The sequence below is a fragment of the Pseudomonas wadenswilerensis genome (assembly GCF_900497695.1).
Taxonomy (GTDB): Bacteria; Pseudomonadota; Gammaproteobacteria; order Pseudomonadales; family Pseudomonadaceae; genus Aquipseudomonas; species Aquipseudomonas wadenswilerensis.
Genome location: NZ_UIDD01000008.1, coordinates 248,798 through 263,935, shown reverse-complemented (window position 1 = coordinate 263,935; position 15,138 = coordinate 248,798). Strand labels below are relative to the sequence as shown.

16 protein-coding genes are annotated in these 15,138 nt (G+C 63.7%); 8 read left to right on the top strand and 8 right to left on the bottom strand.

Translation table 11 applies throughout. The features are described from left to right. Positions 1–36 precede the first annotated feature (36 nt). The 3 genes from CCOS864_RS16670 to CCOS864_RS16660 all read left to right on the top strand — a co-directional run bounded on the left by CCOS864_RS16670 (position 37) and on the right by CCOS864_RS16660 (position 1,799). Positions 37–546: a sigma-70 family RNA polymerase sigma factor gene (locus CCOS864_RS16670; protein ID WP_115087436.1), complete on the top strand. Its 510-nt coding sequence runs from the start codon at positions 37–39 to the stop codon at positions 544–546. After that, positions 543–1,490: a FecR domain-containing protein gene (locus CCOS864_RS16665; protein WP_115087434.1), complete on the top strand. Its 948-nt coding sequence runs from the start codon at positions 543–545 to the stop codon at positions 1,488–1,490. Before CCOS864_RS16670 ends, CCOS864_RS16665 begins: the two co-directional genes overlap by 4 nt. Positions 1,491–1,571: 81 nt before the next feature. Beyond that, a complete protein-coding gene (locus tag CCOS864_RS16660; RefSeq protein ID WP_115087432.1) occupies positions 1,572–1,799 on the top strand; it encodes a hypothetical protein in 228 nt (75 codons plus the stop codon). A gap of 10 nt (positions 1,800–1,809) precedes the next feature. Here CCOS864_RS16660 and fauA read toward each other — a convergent pair whose 3' ends face one another. From fauA to CCOS864_RS16640, 4 genes are all read right to left on the bottom strand, one after another. Next, the gene (gene fauA / locus CCOS864_RS16655) at positions 1,810–4,008 is read right to left on the bottom strand and encodes a TonB-dependent alcaligin siderophore receptor FauA (RefSeq protein WP_115087431.1); all 2,199 of its coding nucleotides are present in this window, start codon (positions 4,006–4,008) and stop codon (positions 1,810–1,812) included. Positions 4,009–4,131: 123 nt separating this feature from the next. Beyond that, positions 4,132–5,067 (bottom strand): helix-turn-helix transcriptional regulator, encoded by a 936-nt coding sequence (locus CCOS864_RS16650; protein WP_115087429.1) that lies wholly within the window; start codon positions 5,065–5,067, stop codon positions 4,132–4,134. A 113-nt stretch (positions 5,068–5,180) separates the two neighbouring features. Beyond that, positions 5,181–6,470, bottom strand: coding sequence for a sensor histidine kinase (locus CCOS864_RS16645; protein ID WP_115087667.1), 1,290 nt, complete (start codon positions 6,468–6,470; stop codon positions 5,181–5,183). A gap of 14 nt (positions 6,471–6,484) precedes the next feature. Further along, positions 6,485–7,219 (bottom strand): response regulator, encoded by a 735-nt coding sequence (locus CCOS864_RS16640; protein WP_115087427.1) that lies wholly within the window; start codon positions 7,217–7,219, stop codon positions 6,485–6,487. Positions 7,220–7,432: 213 nt separating this feature from the next. On the opposite strand from CCOS864_RS16640, the gene CCOS864_RS16635 reads away from it, so the two are divergent. Both CCOS864_RS16635 and CCOS864_RS16630 read left to right on the top strand, forming a co-directional pair. Further along, positions 7,433–7,696, top strand: a complete 264-nt coding sequence (locus CCOS864_RS16635; protein ID WP_115087425.1) for a DUF2790 domain-containing protein — start codon at positions 7,433–7,435, stop codon at positions 7,694–7,696. Between the two features lie 24 nt (positions 7,697–7,720). Then, on the top strand, positions 7,721–8,299 hold the full coding sequence (locus CCOS864_RS16630; RefSeq protein WP_115087423.1) for a thioredoxin family protein: 579 nt from the start codon (positions 7,721–7,723) through the stop codon (positions 8,297–8,299). A gap of 92 nt (positions 8,300–8,391) precedes the next feature. Here the strand turns inward: CCOS864_RS16630 and pdxR are convergent, their stop codons facing one another. After that, entirely contained in the window at positions 8,392–9,906 is a 1,515-nt protein-coding gene (gene pdxR, locus CCOS864_RS16625) for a MocR-like pyridoxine biosynthesis transcription factor PdxR (protein ID WP_100782468.1), read from the bottom strand. Positions 9,907–10,006: 100 nt separating this feature from the next. Between pdxR and CCOS864_RS16620 the strand changes: the two genes are divergently transcribed. Then, positions 10,007–11,227, top strand: a complete 1,221-nt coding sequence (locus CCOS864_RS16620; RefSeq protein WP_115087421.1) for a benzoate/H(+) symporter BenE family transporter — start codon at positions 10,007–10,009, stop codon at positions 11,225–11,227. Between the two features lie 8 nt (positions 11,228–11,235). Here the strand turns inward: CCOS864_RS16620 and CCOS864_RS16615 are convergent, their stop codons facing one another. Beyond that, positions 11,236–11,769: a hypothetical protein gene (locus tag CCOS864_RS16615; RefSeq protein WP_115087419.1), complete on the bottom strand. Its 534-nt coding sequence runs from the start codon at positions 11,767–11,769 to the stop codon at positions 11,236–11,238. Between the two features lie 100 nt (positions 11,770–11,869). Here CCOS864_RS16615 and CCOS864_RS16610 point away from each other — a divergent pair, with 100 nt between their 5' ends. Beyond that, complete coding sequence (locus CCOS864_RS16610; protein ID WP_115087417.1) at positions 11,870–12,340, top strand: FAD/FMN-containing dehydrogenase; 471 nt, start codon at positions 11,870–11,872, stop codon at positions 12,338–12,340. Positions 12,341–12,495: 155 nt separating this feature from the next. Here the strand turns inward: CCOS864_RS16610 and CCOS864_RS16605 are convergent, their stop codons facing one another. After that, positions 12,496–12,951 (bottom strand): Lrp/AsnC family transcriptional regulator, encoded by a 456-nt coding sequence (locus CCOS864_RS16605; protein ID WP_115087415.1) that lies wholly within the window; start codon positions 12,949–12,951, stop codon positions 12,496–12,498. 98 nt (positions 12,952–13,049) lie between these two features. Between CCOS864_RS16605 and rarD the strand changes: the two genes are divergently transcribed. Next, positions 13,050–13,979: an EamA family transporter RarD gene (rarD, locus tag CCOS864_RS16600; RefSeq protein WP_115087413.1), complete on the top strand. Its 930-nt coding sequence runs from the start codon at positions 13,050–13,052 to the stop codon at positions 13,977–13,979. Here the strand turns inward: rarD and CCOS864_RS16595 are convergent. After that, positions 13,943–14,950 carry a GlxA family transcriptional regulator gene (locus CCOS864_RS16595; protein ID WP_115087411.1) on the bottom strand — a complete coding sequence of 336 codons (1,008 nt, stop codon included), beginning with the start codon at positions 14,948–14,950 and terminating at the stop codon, positions 13,943–13,945. The genes rarD and CCOS864_RS16595 overlap by 37 nt on opposite strands. Between the last annotated feature and the right edge of the window lie 188 nt (positions 14,951–15,138).

Here is a 15,138-nt window from a genome sequence, read left to right as displayed (position 1 = left end):
ATCTCATTTGAGTCTAATCAATCCAGGTGCGTTGACATGAGCGAAGCGGCGGGCCCCACCGAGCAGACCCTGCATGGCCTCTATCGGGAGCATCGCAGCTGGCTTGAGCACTGGCTGTACCAGCGCCTGGGCAACCGCTGGGATGCCGCCGACCTCAGCCAGGACACCTTCCTGCGGGTGCTGGCCAGCCCCCAGGTGCTCAGCGAGTTGCGCGAACCGCGGGCCTATCTGCTGACCGTCGGCAAGCGTTTGCTGATCAACTTCCACACGCGCCGCAGCCTGGAGCGCGCCTACCTCGATGCCCTGGCCAACCTGCCTGAGGCACGGGTGCCTTCGCCGGAGCAGCGCTGGCTGCTACTGGAAACCCTGCAGGCCCTGGACGAACTGCTCGACGGTTTACCGGCAGTGGTGCGTCGGGCGTTTCTCTGGTCGCAGCTCGAAGGCCTGAGCTACGCACAGATCGCCGAGCGTCTGGCTGTCAGTGAGCGTACCGTCAAGCGCTACATGGCCCAGGCCTATGAGCATTGCCTGCTGGTCGAGCTATGAACCGCACCGTCACTCGCGAATCCCGGCAACTGGCCCGCACCGCCGCGCGCTGGCTGGCCCTGCTCGATTCCGGGCGGGCCAGCGCTGATGACCTGCAGCAGTTGCAGCACTGGCGCGCGGCCAACCCGCAGCATGAGCAGATCTGGCAGCGCGCCGAAGGCTTGCGCCAGCGCTTTCAAGAGGTGCCGCCAGCCTTGGCCATGGCCAGCCTGGATCGCCCCGAAACGAGCCGCCGAACCCTGCTCAAGCGCGGCCTGGCGTTGGCACTGCTACTGCCCGCCGGCGGGTTGCTCAGCCAGCAGACGCCGCTGCAGGCTCTGCGCGCCGACTTGCGTACCGCAGTGGGCGAGCGCCGCGGTGTGCGCCTGGCCGATGGCAGCCTGCTGCAATTGAACACCGCAACGGCCGTCAACCTTGACCTTGCCCACCAGCGCCTGACGTTGGTCGAGGGCGAAATCGCCTTGAGTGTCAGCCGCGCACAAGCGCTGCACGTCGATCTCGGCATGGCCCGGGTGAGCGTCGGCCAGGCCCAGGTCTGCCTGCGCCGCGATGCCAAGCAGTGCCGTATCGCCGTACTGCATGGCTCGGTGCAGGTACAGCCGCGCCACGGCACGGCGCTGGCCTTGCAGGTTGGCGATCAACTGACCATCAACGCCGACGGCAGTGGCGCCATGGACCGTTTCGATCCGCATCAACCGGATTGGCGCGACGGTGTGTTGAGTGTCAATAACCAGCCGCTGGGGCAGTTTTTGCGTGAACTGTCGCGTTATCGCCCGGGCTGGCTGCGCTGGGACCCGGCGCTGGAGTCGCTAAGAGTCACCGGCACTTTCCGCCTGGATGACACGGACCGGGTCCTGGCCTTGCTGGCTGCCAGCTTGCCAGTGGCGGTGCAGGCGCGCAGCCGTTACTGGATCACGCTGGTGGCGCAACAGAAAACGGCCTGAGTCGTGCCTGGTATTTTTACCAGTAGCGCGCCCGCCCGCAGATGGTGATTATGCCGACTCAAGGGCCGGAGCCATGCCGACATGGACGACAACAACAAAGAGCGTCTTCGCCTGTATCAACCTGGAGACACCGTGGTGCTGTACGGCTGTTTTGCCGCCGAATACGGAGTGATGGACACCCAGTCAGGCGAAGTACGCAGCATCGACTGGCGCACTCACCAATTGCAGCTGTACTTCGCCTGCGATGATGAATGCCGCTGTATTCCATTCGCCAGCATCACCGCCGTGCTGGCGCCGGCTCCAGGCTGAGCGCCGACCTTCAAAATGACGCCCGGACACCCATGCTCATGCTGCGCGGCTCGCCCCACCAGCCCTGGCTGTAGAAGCCGACCTGTTCGTAATAGCGCTTGTCGAACAGGTTGTCGACATGAGCGCTGACGCTGATGTAATCGGTAAGTTGATAACGCGCCATCAGGTTGAACAGGGTATGGCTGCCTTGCTCAAGGTCGGTGAAGCCGCCGGGACGGGCGACATTGTTACGGGAGATACCACTCTGCCAGGTAGCGCCACCACCGAGGGTAAGGCGGCTTAACGCACCGCTTAGGCGGTAGGTGCTGAACAGCTTGGCCTGGCTGCGCGGGAAGTTGCTGTTGATCGCTTCGCCGTCGCTGTTGCGGGCGATGAAATGGGTGTAGCTGGCCGACAGGTTCCACACTTCACTGAGCTGCCCGGCCAGTTCCAGGTCAAACCCGTCGACGCGCGCCCCCGTGCCAGCCTTGTAGGCTTGCTCATTGGCCTGGCCTTCCACGTTCACTCCCGGGATGGCTTCGGCCAGGCCTTCCTGCTGGGTGCGATACACCGCAAAAGCGGCATTCAGACGACCGTCAAAGTAGCCTGCCTTGATTCCCGCTTCGTAGCTGTCGCCGGTCACCGGATCGAGGATGCTGCCGTCGGCGCTACGGGCATTCTGCTGGTTGAAGATGCTGGTGTAGCTGGTGTACACGCTGTAAGTCTTGTCGATGTCATAGATCAGGCCAGCGTAAGGCGTAACCTCATTGTGGTAGCGGTATTTGCGCTGACTGCCGTAGTAATCCTGGTCGATTTGCCAGTCGCTGATCCGTGTGCCGATGATCAGGTGCAGCGGGTCGGCAAGCGAGAAACGCACCACGGCGTAGCTGCCGGTCTGTTTCGTGTGGGTGGCGTCACCGGATGCGCGGGTGCTTGACCAGACCGGTTGCGCAATGTGGTCCATGCCCCAGTCCATGAAGTTGCCGGTGTCCGGTACCGCGCCCAGAGGGCGGAACTGGTCGATGTTCAGGTCATCGTCGATGCTCATCCAGCCCAGGGCCAGCTCATGGCTGCGACCCAGCAGCTGGAACGGTCCGTTGGCCGTCAGATGCCAGTCGTCGCGGCTGCGTTCGCCGTTGTACTTGAGGAAGCTGGCATTCATGCCGCGGCCGCTGTCGCGGTCCGGATAGCCGCCCCGATAGAGGTAGCGCATGCGGTAGTTGCCATCGAAGCGGCTGTAGGCGGCGCGCAGTTTCCAGTCATTGTCCAGGCTATGTTCGAGGTCGACGAAGGCCGTGGTCGACTCGGTTCCGAAGTCGGCCCATTTGGTGTTGTTCGCCGCCGAGCGGCCGAAATCGGTGCGCGAACCGTCGCTGTAGAACAGCGGAAATCCGCTGCCCATGCCATTGGTTTGGTTTTTCTGGTACTCGATGCTGGTGGTCAGACGCGTGCTAGGTGTCAGCTCGCTGCTGATCACGCCGTACAGGGTACGTGAGCCATAGTCGAGGAAGCTTACGTAGCTGTCTTTGTCCGAATAGGCTGCCACCACCCGTGCCGCGATCCGGCCATCGGCGCTCAGTGGTGTCGACACATCGATATCGCCGCGCCGCTCGTCCCAGCGCCCGGCACCCGCCGAGCCACTCACGGCGAAATCTGGCAACGGTCTTTTGCGCACGAAATTGACTGCCGCCGATGGGCTGCCGGCACCGGTCAGCAGGCCTGTGGAGCCGCGTACCACTTCGACCCGGTCGTAGATTGCCGAATCCATTTCGGTGGCGCCAAAATTCCACAATCCATTGATCGGTGAAGCCAGACCGTCGAACTGAAAGTTGTCGATGGTAAATCCACGAGCAGAAAACGACAGGCGATTGCTGTCGTTGCGGGTGTAGGAGACGCCCGGCGCAGTGTTGAGAATATCGGCAGTGGTGGTCAGTTCCTGGTCTTCGATCTGCTGGCGGGTGACCACGCTCACCGACTGTGGCGTTTCCTTGATCGACAAGGGTAAACCGATGGCGGTGGACATCGCCCCGGTGGTATAGCTGCCACTGCCTTCGGTGGTTTGCGGCTGGTAGGCCTCGCCCTGGATGTCGATGGCCTGCAGGGTCAGGACCTGATCGCTTTCGGGTTGGGTGGGCTCTTCGGCGCTGGCGATCAGCGTGACGAAAGCGCTGCCCAACAATGCCGTGCGCAAGCGGACAGGACGAGCGGCAGGAGCAAGGCGGTACTGCATGGGAATAGTTCTCCGCAGAGTATAGTTATCGTCTGCGTATTATTCACATTTACCTGGGTTCTCAGTTTTGCCGGATGCCAGAGCCTGTATGGGCGCTGCCAAAGCATAAGGCAGGCGAGAACCTCAGGTGATTTCCCGCGGCGACAGGCCGAAGCGCTGGCGAAATGCCGTGGCAAAATTACTGGCATGACGGTACCCGACATAGTGCGCCGCCTGCTGAATGCGCCAACCTTCGTTGAGCAATTGCCGGGCTTGGTCCAGGCGCCGGTCACGCAGGTAGGCGAACACCGACTGGCCATACAGCAGGCGAAACTTGCCGCGCAGCGAGCTGCTGCTCATGCATGCCAAACGCGCGAGATCGGCCAGGTTATGATCATCGCCGGGTTGCAGGTGCAGATGCTCGCGGACCCGTTCGAGCATCAGTCGGTCGCGAGCGCAGAGGGTGCTGCTCGTCGGTTTTGGCTCGAACTGTGCCAGGGCGTGGGCCAGCAGTTGCAGGCTCACGCCCTGGCAGAGAATGTGCTGCAATGGTCCTTGCCAGCGTGCGGCCAGCAACTCTTCTATGCCAGCCAGCAGATAAGCGGGCAATTGCCAATGGCTCAAAACCGAGCCGTGGCTGCGCAGCCGGGCCTGGATCAGGTCGGCCAGTGCCTCTTCACCAACATCTTCGGGCTGACGCACCGCCAGGTTGAGCCCGCGCAGGTTGGCACCGCGCCGATGCAGCGCCGACATCGGCCGACCATCGGCGCAAAGGGTGGTCATGCAAGTGCCGGGTTGCAGGCGTTGAACAGCGGTATAGGAGATCGTTGCTTCGCCATCGAGCACCAGGGCCAGGGACAGGCCGGGCATGTCCAGTGAGTCGGCGCGGAACGTGTGATAGGGCTGTACATCCGAATGCACCAGGCTGAACCCGGGGGCCAGGCCATGTTCGCTGATCCGCCCCTGCATCAGGCACGGGTCGTCTTCGCCGCCATCGCCTTCGGGCAAGCTGTAGTGCACGTTGTAGCGGTGCCCCAGGGCGTGGAAGTCGGACAGCAGGTAACGGGTCGGTGCGGACAAGGCGCGAGCTCGTGGCGGTAGATAACGTTCACGATAATAACATTCATTCTCAAATGTGCGCTTGTGGAGGAGTATTTCCGGGCAGTTGTGTATTGCTCTGTCGCAGGGGGCTTTCAGTGCAGCTCGATTTGCGCGCAGAGGCCGCCACCGTCACGGTTGCTCAAGGTCAAGGTGCCGCCGATGGCCTGGGTCAGCTGCGCGGCGATGGCCAGGCCCAGGCCGGTGCCGCCGGTGCTGCGGTTGCGCGAGTTCTCTATGCGGTAGAAGGGCTGCAATACCGCGTCGAGTTCTTCGGCGGGAATCCCCGGGCCCTGGTCGAGCACGCGGATAATGGTGCTGTGGCTGGTACCGGTCTGCACCTCAAGCTGCGCTGCGCCGGCGAACTTCAGGGCATTGTCGATCAGGTTCACTAGCACCCGGCGCAAGGCTTGCGGGCGGGTCTCGATCCGCGCGCCGTTCTTGCCTTGCAGCTCGACCTGCTGGCCGCTGTCCTGGTAGTCGAACACCAGGCTGTCGAGAAAGGCATCGAGATTAACCCGGCACGGCGCCTCGCTGTTGCCATCGATGCTGCGGGCATAGGCCACGCCTTCGCGCACCAGGTGCTCCATGGCCTCCAGGGCGCTCCAGAGCTTGTCCCTGTCGATGCTGTTGTCCATGGCTTCGACCCGCAGCTTCATCCGCGTGATCGGCGTCTGCAGGTCATGGGAGATCGCCGCCAGCAGTTGCATGCGCTCTTTCAGGTAGGCGCCGATGCGTGCTTGCAGGCTGTTGAAGGCCACTGCGGCATACACCACTTCCCGAGGGCCGCTTTCGTCCAGTTGCGGCCCCGGGGCGTTGGGGTCGAGCTGGTCGACCGCTTCGGCCAGGCGGGTCAGCGGGCGGATCGCGATTTTCACCGCCAGCCAGGTGCACAGCAACAGAAGTGCCAGCTGGATCAGCAGCACCACGGGTAGCCAGCTCGACATGGGTACCGGCGCCGGGGTGACGTCGACGCTCAGCGGCGCGCCGTCGGCCAGGCGCAGGCGTACCTGGAAGTGCGGCTTGGGCCCGGGGATGTTCTGGTAATCCAGCACATACTGCCCACCCAGGGCCTTGCCGATGGACAGCGCGGCCATGGGCGCGTCGTCCATGCTCAGGCGCTGGCCGGGCTCGCCGGCATCCAGGCGGTAGCGGTAGGTGCGTCGCTCCAGGCGCGGCAGCCAGGCGGTGCGTTCGGCGGCCGGCAAGCGGTCGAGGATGGCCACGGAGGTGGCGACGTCCTGCTCCAGGTTGCCGAGCATCATCGAGCGCGAGCTCTGGTAACGCTCGTAGAACTGGAAACTGAACGACAAGCCGTAAGCCAGCACCAGGCCGGTGAAGAAGATCAGCGCCAGGCGCGAGGCGAGTGTGCGCGGCCAGCGCAGCAGGTTGTTCATGCTCAGGCCTCGACCAGTTGCACAGGCAAGGAGAACACGTAGCCCTCGCTGCGCACTGTCTTGATATAGGCCGGTTCGCGGGCATCATCCTGCAAGCGCTGGCGCAGACGGCTGACCAGCAGGTCGATGGAGCGGTCGAAGATATCCGCCTCGCGGCCCTGGGTGAGGTTGAGCAGTTGCTCGCGGCTGAGCACCTGTTGCGGATGATCGAGGAACACCCGCAGCAGCCGGTACTCGGCGCCGCTCAGGGCCACCAGGGTGCCGTCGGCATCGAGCAGGTGACGCGCCGTGGTATCCAGGCGCCAGTGGCCGAAGCCGATCAGGCGGCTGCTTTCGCTGATGGTCAGGTTCGGCGGCAGCATGCGCGTACGGCGCAGCACCGCGTTGATCCGCGCCAGTAGCTCGCGGGCCGAGAAGGGTTTGGTCAGGTAGTCGTCGGCGCCCATTTCCAGGCCGATGATGCGGTCGGTTTCGTCGTTGCGGGCGGTCAGCATCAGCACCGGCGTGGCCTTGTGCTTGCCGGCGCGCAGTTCGCGGCACAGTAGCAGGCCATCGTCACCGGGCATCATGATGTCGAGCACGATCAGGTCGACCACATCGGATTCGAGAAAGGCGCGCATCTGCCGGCCGTCGGCGACGATGGTCGTGCGCAACCCGTTCTTTTTCAAGTAGTTGCCTACCAGCTCCCTGATCTCGCGATCATCGTCGACGATCAGGATGTGATCGACATGTTCCATCGTCCGGCTCCCGTGGTGGTGGGGCAAGTGTACCGAGCCCGGTAGTGCTTGCCTGCCGGGCTTTGTATTGCAGTGTATCTGCTGTGGCCATAGATACCTGGGGAGGCAAAGCGGGCTGATCCGGACACATCGGCGATACCTGGCGGGCCTGCAATAGACAGCAACGGGGTGGAACCCTCCACCTCCTTGCAACGCTGATTCGGGAGTACCGCCATGAACATCAAGACCCTTGCCACTGCCAGCCTGTTTAGCCTGCTCAGCCTCGGCACCGTTGCTGCCCAGGCCGACGACACCGTACCGGTGCAGCAGTATCGCTACGGCCAGCAACTGGATGTGCACAAGGTCCTGGCCCTGCACGAGGACAGCAGGATTGGCTGCGGCGTGGTCAATGCGCAAATGGACTACCTTGATTCCCAGGGCAAGGAGCACCGCCTGCAGTACCTGAAATTTGCCAGCGACTGCAATGACGGCGGTTAAGCCATCGATCAGGGAGGTTCGTACATGAGCATCAACTTCATCACTACCCGCCGCCGGGTGCTGGGCATCGCCGCACTGCTGGCCGTGCTGCTGGCGGTGGCGGGCCTTGGCAACCGCCTGTTCGCCGGCACGCCTTCAAGCCTTGAAGTGCTGGGGCCGATGCCGGAACTGGCCGGCGCCGTGCAGTGGCTCAACTCGCCGCCGCTGGACCGCGAAGCGCTCAAGGGCAAGGTGGTACTGGTGGACTTCTGGACCTACGAGTGCATCAACTGTCGGCGCAGCCTGCCGCACGTCAACACCTGGGCCAAGCGCTACGCTGATCAGGGCCTGGTGGTGATCGGCGTGCACACCCCGGAATACCCCGAAGAGCGGGTGGTCGACAATGTGCGCGAGCAAGTGGCGAAACTGGATATCGCCTACCCGGTGGCCATCGACAACGACTATGCGATCTGGAACGCCTTCGGCAACCAGTTCTGGCCGGCGCACTACATCGTCGATGGCAGCGGCCAGGTGCGCTATGTGCACTTTGGCGAAGGGGCCTACGACACCCAGGAGCAGGTGATCCAGCAACTGCTCAAGGAGCGTGACGGGCAGGCGGGGTGAAGGCGGTCGAGGGGCCTTCGATCGAGCAGGTGATCGAGCGATTGAGGTTGGCCTTTTAGCGAGCGCCGCCTGATGTGTTGGTTGAACGGGCTTCATCGCGGGTCAAGCCCGCTCCTGCAGAGGGCCTTGGCCAGTTGCCGGATTGCCGTTTCGATCTCGCTGGCCGTCAGCGATGAATAGCCCAGCAACCAGCCCTGTTGTTTATGTTCACCGGCATACAAACGGCTGAGCCCCGGCAACTGCACACCGGCGCGGGCGGCCAGGCGCAGGGTTTGTTGTTCTGACCAGCCTGGCTCCAGCAAACAGGGAATCTGCAGGCCACCCGGCGGGCGCATGGCCGTGACGATGCCCGCCAGGTGCTTGCCAATGGCGTCGAGCAGGCACGCTCGGCGCCCGCCGTAGAGTTTGCGCATGGCGCGTACATGGGCGTTGTAGTGGCCGTCGTCCATGAAGCGCGCCAGGGTCAGTTGCAGGACCTGCGGCGTGTGTCCGTCGACAATGCTGCGCGCCGCACTGAACGGCGCCACCAGTTGCGTTGGCAGCACCATGTAGCCGATGCGCAGGCCGGGATAGAGGGTCTTGCTGAAGGTGCCGATGTAGAGGGTGCGCTGGTGGCGGTCCAGGCCCTGCACGCAGGCGGTCGGCAGGCCGTCGTAGTGGAACTCGCTGTCGTAGTCGTCCTCGATGATCCACTTGCCGTTTTCCGCTGCCCAGTTGATCAGCTCCAGGCGCCGCTCCAGGCTCAGGGTCGCGCCCGTGGGATACTGGTGCGACGGGGTGACGTACACGCAACTGGCACCGCTGCGGTCGGCGCGCAACAGGTCGGTGCGGATGCCGTGGGCATCGACGTCGATCGGCACGACCCGCGCTTGCGCCGCTTCAAAGGCCTTCTTCGCGCCAAAGTAGCCGGGGTTCTCCAGCAGGATCGGTTTGCCGGCGTCGACCAGCATCTGCGCGCAAAGGAACAGTGCCTGACGGGTACTGCTGAGCACCAGCACCTGCTCGGGCGCCACCTTGGCGCCGCGTTCCAGGTTCAGGTAGGTGGCAATGGCCTTGCGCAGGGCCTCGCTGCCTTGTGGGTCGCCGTGCAGCAGGATGTTGCCGCGATGGTCTTTAACGGCCTGGCGCTGCAGGCGTTCCCAGACCTCCAGCGGGAACGAGCGGGTTTCCGGCAGGCCGGTGGCAAAGGCCTTGATTGCCTGCTGGTCGCTGACGCCGCCGTTGTCGAACAGTATGCGTCCGCGCTGGCTCAGGCCCTGGCCGGGCTGCAGATCGCTGCGTTTTTGTGCCTGGGCGCGGATGCGCCGTTGCGTGCTGCCGCGCAGTTCGGCGCCAAGGCTGTCCGAGACATAGCTGCCCGAGCCCTCGCGACGCAGGATGTAGCCATCGCGCTGCAACTGCACGTAGGCGTTCTCGACGGTGTCGCGGGCGACCCCCAGCGACTTGGCCAGGGCTCGGCTGGCGGGCAGCTTGACGCCGCCGGCCAGGGCGCCTTCAAGGATCAGTGCGCGCAGGGCACGCTGGATGCGCTGGTGCAGGTCCAGCGGCGCGAACTCGGCGTCGTTGACGCGCATCTTCAGGGTTTCAAGCTCGAACGTGGTTGCCATGTGGTCTGCCGCAAGTGAAGAAACTGGCCTGAACGGGCAGGCCAGTCTATTCGTACACTCGGTCGCTCGTCACTGCCTCTTCGCAAGGAACCCTGCCGCCATGTCTACTTCAGCACTACGCCCCGGCGACCTCATGCACCCGCTCATTGCCGGTCTCATCTCGGTTATCGTCAATTACGGCGGGACCTTCATCCTGGTGTTCCAAGCGGCCAAGGTCGCTGGTTTGAGCCCGGCCCTCACTGCTTCCTGGGTGTGGTCGGTATCCATCGGCGTGGGGGTTACCGGGCTGTTGCTCAGTTGGCTCAGCCGCCAGCCGATCATCACCGCCTGGTCGACACCGGCCGCCGCCTTCCTGGTCGTGGCCCTGGCCAGTACGCCCTACGCCGAGGCGGTGGGCGCCTACTTGATCTCGGCAGCCGCGTTTGTGCTGCTGGGCTTGTCGGGCTGTTTCGACAAGCTCATCCGCCTGATCCCGCCGGGCATTGCGGCGGGGCTGCTGGCCGGGATCCTGCTGCAATTCGGCATCGGTGCCTTTGCCGGGCTCAGCGTCGACCCGTTGCTGGCCGCGCTGCTGATCGTGGCCTATCTGTTCTTCAAGCGCTTCAGTGCGCGCTATGCGGTGGTCGGCATCCTGCTGCTGGGGCTGGGCTTTTTGCTGATGCGCGGGCAGGTCGAGCTGTCGGGGCTGCGCTTGCAACTGGCGACGCCGGTCTTCACCGCGCCTGCATTTTCGCTCAATGCCATGCTCAGCGTGGCCCTGCCGCTGTTCCTGATTACCCTGACCGGCCAGTACATGCCCGGCATGCTGGTGCTGCGCAATGACGGCTTCAAGGCCAGTGCCAACCCTATTGTCGCCGTTACCGGGCTGGGCTCGTTGTTGATGGCGCCGTTCGGCTCCCACGCCTTCAACATCGCCGCGATCACCGCGGCGATCTGCACCGGCAAGGAAGCCCACGAAGAACCTGCCAAGCGCTGGATCGCCGGGGTGGCGGCGGGCGTGTTCTACATTCTTGTCGGCGTCTTCGGGGTAACCCTGGCCGCGCTGTTCATGGCCTTCCCGGCCACCTTCATCAGCACCCTGGCGGGGCTTGCGCTGCTGGGCACCATTGGCAGCAGCCTGGCCAATGCCATGGCCGATGCGAAAACCCGCGAAGCATCGTTGATCACCTTTCTGGCTGCGGCCGCCAATATCAGTTTGCTCGGTATCGGCGGGGCGTTCTGGGGGCTGGTGATCGGCCTGGGCGCTTATGCCGTGCTCAATGGCCGCTTGCCGCGCCGGGAGCGGGCAGGGGTGATCGGTGCCAGCAATGGCAAGGGGTAAGGCAGCGATCAGCGCTTGGCCGCCTTGGCGCGCTGATTCTCGTCGCTGCGCGCCCGTGCCGGGATGTTCTCCAGCGAAGTGGGCTTGTCGGCGATGTTGATCACCGTCCACTCCCAGAACGCGCTGGTCCAGTAGGTCAGTTCACCGTCTTCGAGCAGCAGGTCGTGGCGGCCACTGCTGTTCGGCGCTTCTTTGGCCTGACGCATCAACGGCACCAGTTGCATGGCGCGTTCGCCGTCGGTGGTCTCCAGCGACAGCGAAACCTGGCGCAGGCGGTCATCCTTGTCGAAGGCCGCTTCGATGCGGCTGACCTCGACGCCGCCGAGTTTGTAGGGTTCGATGCCCGGTACCGGGTCGACAGCCTGGTAGTACTGACGGGGCACGTTGTAGTGCACGCCGTTGATCAGCCAGACCCGGGTGAAATGCCGCTCCATTACCTCCACGACCTGCGCGCGCGGCATGCCCAGCGTGAACTCGCCAAGGCTCAGCGCCGACCAGGCGGTGCTCGGGAACAGGGCACAGCAGAGCAACAATGTCAGCATCCTTGGCACACCGAGTCCTCCTTGAAATGAGCGCAAAGGGTACTGCAGCCCTCGCATCCACGCTAGGATCAGCAGTCCTGCACTGACAATGAGGTCACCTGTGAAATACGCCATTACCCTGCTACTGAGCCTGATGCCGCTGCTGGCCAGCGCCGCCGAAGTCGGTGAACGCCTGACACCCTTTACCTTGCTCGACCAGCACGACCAGGCCTACAGCCTCAACGAGCAGACCCGTGTGCTGCTGGTGGCGCGCAACATGGACGGTGCCAAGCTGGTCCAGGCTGCAGTGGGCGAACAGCCCAAGGGCTACCTGGAAGCGCGCGATGCGGTGTTCGTCGCTGACATTCAGCGCATGCCGGCGCTGATCAGCAAGCTGTTCGCGATTCCGGCCATGCGCGACTACAGCTACCGGGTGGTGCTGGACCGCGACGGCAAGGTGGTTGCGCGCTATCCGGGGGCTGAAGACAAGGTGCTGTGGATTCAGTTGGAGCAGGGGGTTGTGGCGGGGCAGAAGGAATATGCCAGTGCCGAGGCGTTGGCCACAGCGCTCAAGGAGTTGCCGCAGCCATAGTGGATTTGGATGCAGCGCAACTCTGTGGGAGCGGGCTGGACCCGCGATCGAGCGCGAAACGGTCGCAATCCAGACGCCACCTGATGGGGAGGCTGTACTGACCCCATCGCGGGGCAAGCCCGCTCCCACATGGGCAGTGCAGGCCGGCGCAGATCTTACAGCGGCACCTGCAAGGTCGTCTTGACCCGCTCCAGCACCACAATGGTCCGGAACCACTTCACGTTCGGATTATCGTGAAACAGCCGCTGGGCGATGTTCTGGAACACGGTCATGCTCGCCACCGTCAGCACCAACAAAAAGTCGGCATCGCCAGTGACGTAATAGCACTGCTGAATTTCAGGCCCAGAGAAGGCGCGCTTCATCACTTCCAGGTCCGCCGACTGGGTGCGGTCGGCATGTACCTCGACCATCAGGGTAATCACCTGGCCGACTTTGTCCGGGTCGATGACCGCGGCGTTGGCCTGGATCACCCCGGTTTTTTTCAAACGCTGGATACGCCGCTGCACCGAGGCCGTCGATAAGTGCACCTGCTCGGCCAGCTCGCGCAGGGGCTGGCTGTTGTCGCGCTGCAAGGCGGCGAGCAGGGCAAGGTCGAATTCGTCCAGGTCCATGCAAAAATTTCTCATCTTGAGGGGGGAAAACGAGGGCACTTATCAGTGGCTGCGGAATAAATTATCACCCTCTGTGGGTCCTCATTAGGGAATTTGCAATGACCGCGCATAACTCCACGTTGGGCGTAGTGCTCAATGTCCTCGCCTCGGTGCTGTTCGCGGTGATGTACGCCTATACCAGCCTGCTCGCGCCCCTCGACGGCGCCGAAATCTACGGCTGGCGGATTCTGCTGACCGTGCCGTGCCTGACCCTGATGGTGATCACCAGCGGACACTGGCCGCAGGTGCGGCGGATCTTCCAGCGGCTGTTCGAGGAGCGTTGGTTCTGGGCGATTCGCCTGGTCTCGGCAGCCTTGCTCGGCGTGCAGTTGTGGCTGTTCATGTGGGCGCCGATCAACGGCCATGGCCTGGATGTATCGCTGGGCTACTTCCTGATGCCGCTGGTCATGGTGATTGTCGGCCGCCTGGCCTTCAAGGATTCGATCAGCCGCCTGCAACTGCTGGCGTGTGCGTTGGCGGCGCTGGGCATCATCAACCAGATCGCCATCGCCAAGGCGATTTCCTGGCCGGTGCTGGTGGTATCCCTGGGCTACCCCCTGTATTTCTGGCTGCGCCGGGTGACCGACACCAACAATATGGGCGGGCTGTGGTTCGACATGAGTTTGAGCCTGCCGGTGAGCCTGTACTTCGTGCTCAAGGGCGGGGTGGTGCTCGGCCTTGCCGGGCTGGCCTCGAACCTGCCCTGGCTGGTGCTCGGCCTGGGTGCGATCAGCGCGGCGGCCCTGGGCTTGCAAGCACTGTCGGCACCGCGCCTGAACCTGTCCCTGTTCGGTCTGCTGATTTATGTCGAGCCGGTGCTGCTGGTGGTGGCCGCGGTGCTGCTGGGCGACAGCATCGCCCCGGCGCAGTGGCCAACCTACCTGGCGATCTGGCTGGCGGTGCTGGTACTGGTGGTGGAGGGCGGCTTGAGCCTCAACGGCAACCGCCGCACTTACTCGCCGAGCCGCTGCTCGCGCGAAGGCGGGTAGCCGAAGTAGGCGCAGTAGCACTTGCTGAAGTGCGAGACCGAAACAAAGCCACAGGCAATGGCCACATCCATCAGCGGCAGGTCGGAATACTGCAGCAGGCGCCGGCTCTTGGTGATGCGCAGTTCCATGTAGTAGCGGCTCGGCGAGGTGCCCAGTTGCGCCTGGAACAGGCGGTCGATCTGCCGCCGCGAACGGCCGCTGTAGGCTGCCAGCTGATCGAGGCTGAGGGTCTCTTCCAGGTTGCTTTCCATCAGCTCGACGATGGTGCGCAGTGGCGCGCTCATGGTTTTTTTCTGGCTGCTGTCGACCCGGCGAAAGCGCGCACTGGAAAACGCCAGGATCTCCTCGACACCCTCGGCCAGCGCCTCGCCATGCTGTAACTTGAGCAACCCCAGCATCATCTCCAGCGCGCCGTTGGGGCTGGCGGCGGTCAGGCGCTCGCGGTCGAGCACAAAGCTTGCCGGGGTGATGGTGCACTGCGGGCTGCGCTCGGCCAGGCTTGCCCGTTGTTCGGGGTGAATGGTGCAGTTGTAGCCTTCCAGCACCCCGGCGCGGCCGAGAAACCAGGCACCGTTCCACAACCCGCCCAGGGCCAGTTGGTGGGCGGCGGCATCGGCCAGCAGCCTGTCCAGCTCCGGGTACTTGAGCGGGGTACGCAAGCCGCCGCAGACGATCAGCATGTCCAGGTGGTCCAGGGCCGCGCGGTCGATGTGCGCGGCATAGATCTCCAGGCCCAGGTCACTGGTCACCCGTTCGCTGCCCAGGGAAAACGGTGTGCTCAAATACAGCTGGCTCTTGAGCAGGTTGGCCGTGACCAGTACGTCCATCGCCACGGTAAAGCTGGCCATGGAGAAGTTCTCCAGCAGCAGGAAACCCACCTGATAAGCCGGGGTACAGGCCGCCACAGGGTGTTTGAGATTGAGCATGTTGCTGGTGCTGGATTTCTTGCTGAACTGGCGTGGGGTGGGCAAGGCGCGGCTCCGCGAACTGGCAGGTTGAGGCGATGATGCCAGATATTGCCCTGCCCGCAATGGCAATCGAAATGAACCCTGGCGGACCCGGCACACCTAACCTTCAAAACCCCTCTGGAGGCTACCCATGAAAAAACGGTCATATCTCGTGGCTGGGCCGAAAGCCAGCGCAGGAGTGCCGATTTCCC